Source organism: bacterium (assembly GCA_030654305.1).
Taxonomy (GTDB): domain Bacteria; phylum Krumholzibacteriota; class Krumholzibacteriia; order LZORAL124-64-63; family LZORAL124-64-63; genus PNOJ01.
The window spans coordinates 1-7388 of record JAURXS010000432.1; the positions used below are offsets into that span (position 1 = coordinate 1).

Here is a 7388-nt window from a genome sequence, read left to right on the forward strand (position 1 = left end):
GCTCCATCTCGTTGCAGATCAGGTCGATCTTGCGCACGAAGAGGTTGAAGAACACCACGGCCGTCACCGCGGCCGACAGGCCGGCGATGGTCGTGATCAGCGCCTCGGCGATGCCCGGGGCCACGACGGTGAGGTTGGCGCTGCGCAGCACCGACATCTCCCAGAAGGCCTGCATCAGGCCCCAGACCGTGCCCAGCAGCCCCAGGAAGGGCGCCACGGTAACGGTCGTCGACAGGATGATCAGGTAGCGCTCCAGGTTCTCCGTCTCGGCGTAGGCGACGCGTTCCGCGGAACGCCGCACGGCCTGGCTGGTGGGCTGCGCGGCGGTCTCGCGCCAGAGGTTGGCCAGCGGCAGGTCGGGATGGCTGCGGCACCAGGCGTCCAGGTCGCGGCGGTCCAGCCGGCCCTGCAGCCAGGCGTCGCACTGCTCCCAGAATTCGGCGTGGCCGCGCCGCACGGACGCGAGCAGGCGGCCGCGGTCGAACATCACGGCCCAGCACAGGACCGACAGCAGGACCAGGACCACGACGTCCAGGATCCCCAGGAACGAGGACTTGCGCATCAGGTCGATGATCTCGGCCGCCCCGAGCGACGCCAGGAAGGGCGCGTGGGTCATGTCAGCTCCTTCTGCCGTGGGCCGGCGACGCTCCGGACGCCGGTGGATGTCCGGCGCTGCCGCCCGACGTCCGCGCCCAATGTACCACCCTGGTGCGGGGGTTCAAGGGCGGAGTCCGGGGTTTACCCCCCGGGACGCCGGCGGGTTCCCGCTCAGCCCAGGACACGGTCGTAGAGGTCGACGTAGCGCTTCAGGATGCAGGGCGTCCCGAAGCGGGACACGGCGTCGCGCAGGCCGTCGTCGCGGACCTGCCGGTGCAGCGCCGGGTCCAGCAGCAGCCCGAGGGACGCGGCGGCCATGCCGGCGATGTCGTCGGGATCGCAGAGGAAGCCGGTCTGGCCGCTCTCGATGAACTCGGAAGTGCCGCCGCGGTCGGTGGCGACGACCGGGGTGCCGCAGGCCATCGCCTCCAGCGCGACCAGGCCGAAGGACTCGTGGCGCGAGGGCAGCAGGCAGAGGTCGGACAACGCCAGGATCTCCTCGAGGTTCTCGACCTGGCCGAGGCAGCGGACGCGGTCGGCCACGCCGAGCTCGACGGCCAGCTGCTCGCACAGCGGACGCTCGGGGCCCTCCCCCACCAGCAGCAGCCGCGACGGCACCCGGCGCGCGATTTCCGCGAACACGCGCACGACGTGGGTCGCGTTCTTCACCGGCCGGAAGTTCGAGGCGTGGACGACGATCTTCTCGTCCGGCTTCGCGAACAGCGCGCGCGGCCCGTCGTCGCGGGGGCGGAAGCGCTGCGGGTCCACGAAGTTGGGGATCACCTCGACCTCGCGGCGGGGCTCGAAGACGCGGACCGTCTCGTCGCGCAGCCAACCGCTGACGGCGGTGACCGCGTCGCTCTCTTCGATCAGGAAGCGCGTCATCTCGAAGTAGGAAGGCTCCTGGCCCACGAGCGTGATGTCGGTGCCGTGCAGCGTCGTGATCATCTTCAGCCGGTCCGGACCGATCATCGCCCGGGCCAGGTACGCGCTCGCCGCGTGCGGGATGGCGTAGTGGACGTGGAGCAGATCGAGACCGTGGCGACGCGCCACCTCGCTCATCTTGGTGGCGAGCGCCAGCGTGTAGGGCGTGTGCTGGAAGACGGGGTAGGTGACCGCCTCCACCGGGTGGAAGTAGATGTTGGCCTCGTAGCGGCGCAACCGCAGCGGCATCTCGCTGGTGATGAAGTGCACCTCGTAGCCGCGGCGGGCCAGGTTCAGTCCCAGCTCGCTGGCCACCACCCCGCTGCCGCCCTGGGTGGGGTAGCACGTGATCCCGATGACCGGCAGGCGGCTCACACCCAGCGCTCCGCGGGCAGATCTTCCAGCAGCGGCGCCTGTTCGGTGGCGAAGGCCTCGGCCAGCGGGACGCCCGCCTGGAAGCCCCAGGCGCGGGACCAGCGCTCCACCTGATCCAGGAAGGCGGGTTCGTTGATGACGGTCGGCCGCGCGCCCTCGGCCCGTTCCAGCTGGGTCGCGTAGCAGCGCAGGGCCGCCAGCTTGGCCGGCCAGCTCGCCGTCACGTCCACGTAGAGCTGCGGACGCTCGCCCGGCGCGCAGACCGTCAGCACCGCCTCGCAGATCCACAGCGGCGCCGGCGGCGGGATCGCCGTCGTCCCGGGCCAGGCGCGCAGATCGGGCAGGGCCGCCGGCCACGAGGCGAGCCGGGCCATGAAGGCCGCCTTGCGCACCAGGGCCGGGATCGCCTGGTGGTCGGGGTGGCGCCGCGGGACCGGCGCCGCCAACAGCCAGCGCGGGCGCAGGCTGCGGATGACGGCGGCGACCGCGGCCACCTGCTCGGGCCGTTCGGCCGAGACGAAGCCGTCGGGCAGCGCGGCCTGCAGCCGGCCGGCGATGCCCAGCGCCGCGGACGCACGGGCCGCCTCCGCCCAGCGCTCGTCGGGGGTGCCGTTGGAGCCGAGTTCGCCGCGCGTCAGGTCGAGCAGCCAGACCCGGCGGCCCAGGGCGGCGAAACGGGCCAGCGTGCCGCCGCAGGCGATCTCCGCGTCGTCGGTGTGCGGGCTGATGCAGAGCAGGTCGATGCCCGCGGTCGCGTCGGCGTGGTCTGGGCGCTGGTCGTCGGTCATGTCCCCACCTCGGTTGCCTGCCGGTTCATGCGGCCCCTCGCTGTTCACGAACCCGCCGGAAACGGCGGGGGCACGCGGATCCACCAGTCGCGCCAGTCGCCGTCGGCCCCGCGCGCGAAATGGGCGGCGGCCGCGGCGATCTCCGACGGCGCCAAAGCGTCCCCCCAGAGCGCCGTGGCCCAGTGCATCGCCAGGGCTCGCTCCTGCCGCTCGCCGCCCGGGGCGGCCCAGGCCGGGGCCGTCGCCGGCGGCCTCCCGCCCGCCAGTTCCTGCCGCGCGCGGAACGCCGCGCGCACCTCTTCGCGCCAGACGCGGGCTGCGCGGTCGGCCAGCGCCCTAGCCTGTCGGTCCGGCAGGCCGGCGCGGTCCTTCAGGGTGCGGGCCAAGGTCGCGGAGATCTCGGCCGAAGCCGCGTCGCCGGCCGTGTCGTCGATGGACGGCGAGCCGGCGGCCGCGTCGCGTCCGGGGTCGTCGCTCAGACGCGCGAACAGGCGCGGCAGCAGCGCCGGTTGCTCCAGCCCCAGGGCCGCGTGCAACGGGCGCAGCTGCTCCAGGTAGGCGAGTTCACCGGGGCCCGCCACGATGCCGGCCGGCCGGAAGAACCAGTCCTGGACCAGGGTCCGCAGCAGCACGCCGGGGCGCAGGTCCTGAGTCGAAGCGAGCAGAGTCGCGGGATCGACCACCCGCTCGCGGCCCCCGCCCCGTCGCAGATGGAAGGGCGCGTCCAGCGAGGCGCCGCCGATCTGGGCATGGTAGCCCAGGGCCGTCAGTTCCGCACCGCGCGCCGAGGCGAGCGCCGCCAGTTCGCTCCGGCGCGCGATCAGCTCCGCGTAGAAGGGAGACGCGGCCCGGTGCAGGCCGGCGTCGTCGCCCGACACCGCCAGCAACCCGGTGCCGGCGAACACCCGCAGCAGGGCGCGCCGCTGCAGGCGGCCCCAGGTCCAGCCCTCGCGACGCGCGCGGGCCCAGAGAGCGGCCAGGTCGGCGCCGAGTCCGCCGCCGGGAGCGCGTTCCGCCAACCAGCCGGCTTCCGGGGCGGCCCAGACGTCCGCCGGCGCCGCGCCGATCACGAGGTCGTCCGGTCCCGGCGGCGGCGCCGCCCCGAGCAGCGCGTCCCGGCGTGGATCGTGCAATCGCGGCGCGAAGGCCTCGCGCCGGTCGTCGTCGTCGTCGCCGCACCAGAACAGCGGGATCGTCGGGCGGCCGGCCGCGGTGCGCGCCCCGGCCGCGGCGACGCAGGCGGCGGCCTTGTGGAGCGTCAGCAGCGGCCCGCCCAGGAATCCGGGCTGCTGGCCCGTGACCACGACCTCCGCCTCCCCGGCGGACAGGGCCGCCACGGACGCAGCGGCGGTGGCGCGCGCGGGGTCGTCCGGCAGGTCCACCGTCAGCTCCGCCAGCCAGCCCTCGCGCCAGCCGGCGTCGCGCCAGGCCGGAGCCACGACCGTGGACGGTCCCCCGAGGAAGCGCCGCCACTCGGCCGTCGCGCCGGCGAAGGGGGCGTCTCCCCGCAGCCAAGCCCGCGCCAGCGGGCTGAGGTCCGGCAGAGCGGCGAGCGCGGGGCCGGCTTCGGCGGGGAACGGCGGTGTCGTCACGGCTCAGGCCTCCCGCTCGTAGATCAGCAGCCAGCGCTCGGCCGTCTCGGCCTCGAAATCGCGACCGTCGTAGCCGCCGTACGCGGCGACGCGCGCCAGTCCCGCGCCGCGGCACAGCGCGTCGAGTTCCGCGGGCGCGAACAGGGCGACCGACTCGGTGTAGTCCAGGCCCTGCGGCGGCACGCCGTCCGCCGCCGAACGCTCGGCGCCGCCGAGCGGCCGGATGCGGACGTCCTTCAGCACGCGCCGCCCGCCGGGGCCCAGCCGCCGCCGCTCGCGGACGAGCTGGGAACCGAGGCGCCGCTCCCTCACGGCATCGCCGGCGGCCAGCTCCCGCCGCACGGCGAAGGAGTTGAGGTGGTCGAGGCACCAGCGGCCGCCGGGGACGAGCACGCGGGAGATCTCCCGCAGCAGGGACGCGTGGTCGTCGAGATCGCCGAAGTAGCCGAAGGAGGTGAACAGCGAGAGCACGGCCGCGCAGCTCCCGTCGCGCAGCGGCAGGCGGCGCATGTCGGCGCGGACCGGCGGCAGCGCGAGCGAGCCGGCGGCGCGGGCGGCGTCGGCGAGCAGGTCGGCCGACAGGTCGAGCGCCAGGCCCCAGGCCCCGTGCGCCGCCAGCGGCGACAGGTGGCGGCCGGCGCCGCAGCCGAGGTCGACGACCGGCCCCCGCCGCAACGGCAGCCAGGGCGCGATCGCCGCGACGCAGGCGGCGGCCTCGTGCCCGTCCCGGTGCGCGTAGAGGTGGCGGTAGTGCGCGCCGAAGGCGGTGCGGTACCAGTTCATGACGCGGCCGCCGGCGGCGGCTCGCTCGCGGCCAGGGCGAGCCCGCGACCGACGAGGGTCTCGCGAGGCGCCTGCGGGTCCTTGCCGGGATGGTCCAGGGTCTCGTGCAGCCCGCGGCTCTCGCGGCGCTCGCGGGCGCAGAGGATGATCAGTTCGGCGACCAAGGCGATGTTGCGCAGTTCGACCAAGTCGGGGTTCGCCAGGGAGCGGGCGTAGACGCCTTCGACGGTGGCGCGGATGGCGCGCACGCGGTCCAGCGCGATGTCCAGGCGGCCGCGCGAGCGCACGATGCCCACGTAGTCCCACATCACGCGACGCACCGAGTTCCAGTCGTGCTCGAGGATCACGGCCTCCGGACCGCTCGACATCGCCGAGGGGAACCCGTCCTGGATGGGCAGGCCCGCGGGCGGGGTGCCCGCCGTCGGCCCGTCGGCGACGGCCGCGCCGGCGGCGGCTTCGGCGAAGTAGACCGCTTCGAGCAGGGAGTTGCTGGCCAGGCGGTTCGCCCCGTGGACGCCGGTGCAGGCCACCTCCCCGATCGCGTAGAGGCCCGGCAGGCTGGTGCGTCCCTGCCCGTCCACCTTGACCCCGCCGCACATGTAGTGGGCGGCCGGCACGACCGGCACCGGCCCCCCCGCCATGTCGATGCCGAAGGAGGCGCAGGTGGCCGAGAGGTTCGGGAAGCGCTGCTCGACGAACGCGCGCCCGAGGTGCCGCAGGTCCAGGTACACGCAGGAATCGCCGGTGCGCTTCATCTCCTGGTCGATGGCCCGCGCGACGATGTCCCGGGGCGCGAGCTCGCGGCGCTGGTCGTAGCGCTCCATGAAGCGCTCGCCGCGGCCGTTGATCAGGTGCGCCCCCTCCCCGCGCACCGCCTCGGAGATCAGGAAGCTCTTGGCGCGCGGGTGGTAGAGGCAGGTCGGGTGGAACTGGACGAACTCCAGGTTGGCCAGCAGGGCGCCGGCCCGGTAGGCCATGGCCAGCCCGTCGCCGGTGGCGATGTCCGGGTTCGACGTGTAGGCGTAGACCTTGCCGCAGCCGCCGGTGGCCAGGATCGTGGCCGGCGCCAGGTAGACGCGGCGCTGCAGCGTGTCGCGGTCCAGGACCCAGCAGCCGACGACGCGCTGCGGGTCGCCGCCCCGTCGCAGGTCGGAGTCGCGGATCAGGTCCAGGCCGAGGTGGTCCTCGTCCATGGCGATGCGGGGGTGGCGGCGGCAAGCCTCGAGCAGGCGGCGCTCGAGCTCCCGTCCCGTGAGGTCGGCGGCGTGCAGGATGCGGTGCTGCGAGTGGCCGCCCTCGCGCGTGAGCGCGTAGGGGGCGTCCTCCCGCTCGCCCTCCCGCGTGAAGCGCACGCCGTAGGCCAGCAGGCGCTCGATGAGGCGCGGCGCGGCCCCGACCATGGCCCGCACGACCGCCTCGTCGCAGAGGCCGTCCCCGGCGACCAGGGTGTCGCGCACGTGGGACTCGAAATCGTCCAGCGGCGAGAGCACCGCCGCGATGCCGCCCTGCGCGTAGTTCGTGTTGCTCTCGGAGGAATCCTTCTTGGTCACGATGCGCACGTCGCCGTGTTCGGCGGCCAGCAGCGCGAATTGCAGCCCGGCGATGCCGGTGCCCGCCACGAGGAAACGGCTGGTCACCGGTGCGGTCGATTGCATCTCATCCCTCCAGCAGCTGCAGGACGACCCGCTCGACGGGGTCGGGACCCCGCCAGACGAGTTCCAGGCCGACGGTGAACAGCGGCGGCGCGTCGGGCGGCCAGACATCCGACAATTTAACACGATCCTTGGCCGTGGTCAGCCAGCAGGCCGCGCCGCGCCGCGATCCCTCGGCCAGCAGCCGCGCGACCTGTCGCCGGTCGTAGCGCGCGTGATCGGCGCAACGCACCGCCAGCACCGGGGGCGCGCCGCACAGCCGCCCGCAGGCCGCCTCGAACCGTTCCGGGCGCGCGATGCCCGAAACCACGGCGCAGGGCGTGCCGGGCGCGGGAGAGGCGCCTCCGGCCCAGACCTCGCGCCGCGCGAAGCCCAGCACGACGACGCCCGCGGGGCCGCGCAGCGGACCGTCCGGCTCCGCGTCCGTTTCCACGAGCCAGAGCCGGGCGCGCATCGCGCCCGCGACGTTCTCGCGCCCCGGCCCCCAGGGCAAGCGCCGCACCGGGGTCGGGACCACGACGCCCGCGCGCCGCTCCCAGCGGTCCAGGATCAGCACGTCGAGGTGCCGGGGCACGCCGGCGGTCTGGTGCGCGTCCTCGAGCAGCACGAGGTCGCAACCGGGCGCCTCGCGCAGCAGGAAGTCGAGTCCCCGCCGTCGCCGGCGCGCCTGGACGACG

At 74.7% G+C, this 7388-nt stretch carries 7 protein-coding genes; all 7 read right to left on the minus strand.

Annotation, left to right across the window (positions count from 1 at the left end):
* Positions 1-616: MotA/TolQ/ExbB proton channel family protein (locus tag Q7W29_12620; GenBank protein ID MDO9172662.1), on the minus strand; the 616-nt coding region annotated here is incomplete at its 3' end.
* 152 nt (positions 617-768) lie between these two features.
* Positions 769-1896 (minus strand): N-acetyl-alpha-D-glucosaminyl L-malate synthase BshA, encoded by a 1128-nt coding sequence (gene bshA / locus Q7W29_12625; GenBank protein MDO9172663.1) that lies wholly within the window; start codon positions 1894-1896, stop codon positions 769-771.
* Complete coding sequence (gene bshB1 / locus Q7W29_12630) at positions 1893-2684, minus strand: bacillithiol biosynthesis deacetylase BshB1 (protein MDO9172664.1); 792 nt, start codon at positions 2682-2684, stop codon at positions 1893-1895. Before bshB1 ends, bshA begins: the two co-directional genes overlap by 4 nt.
* A gap of 44 nt (positions 2685-2728) precedes the next feature.
* Positions 2729-4276 carry a bacillithiol biosynthesis BshC gene (gene bshC, locus Q7W29_12635; protein MDO9172665.1) on the minus strand — a complete coding sequence of 516 codons (1548 nt, stop codon included), beginning with the start codon at positions 4274-4276 and terminating at the stop codon, positions 2729-2731.
* Positions 4277-4279: 3 nt separating this feature from the next.
* Positions 4280-5059 carry a methyltransferase domain-containing protein gene (locus Q7W29_12640; protein MDO9172666.1) on the minus strand — a complete coding sequence of 260 codons (780 nt, stop codon included), beginning with the start codon at positions 5057-5059 and terminating at the stop codon, positions 4280-4282.
* Positions 5056-6714, minus strand: coding sequence for an L-aspartate oxidase (nadB, locus tag Q7W29_12645; protein ID MDO9172667.1), 1659 nt, complete (start codon positions 6712-6714; stop codon positions 5056-5058). Before nadB ends, Q7W29_12640 begins: the two co-directional genes overlap by 4 nt.
* A gap of 1 nt (position 6715) precedes the next feature.
* A partial coding sequence (locus tag Q7W29_12650) for a tetraacyldisaccharide 4'-kinase (GenBank protein MDO9172668.1) occupies positions 6716-7388 on the minus strand: 673 nt, incomplete at its 5' end.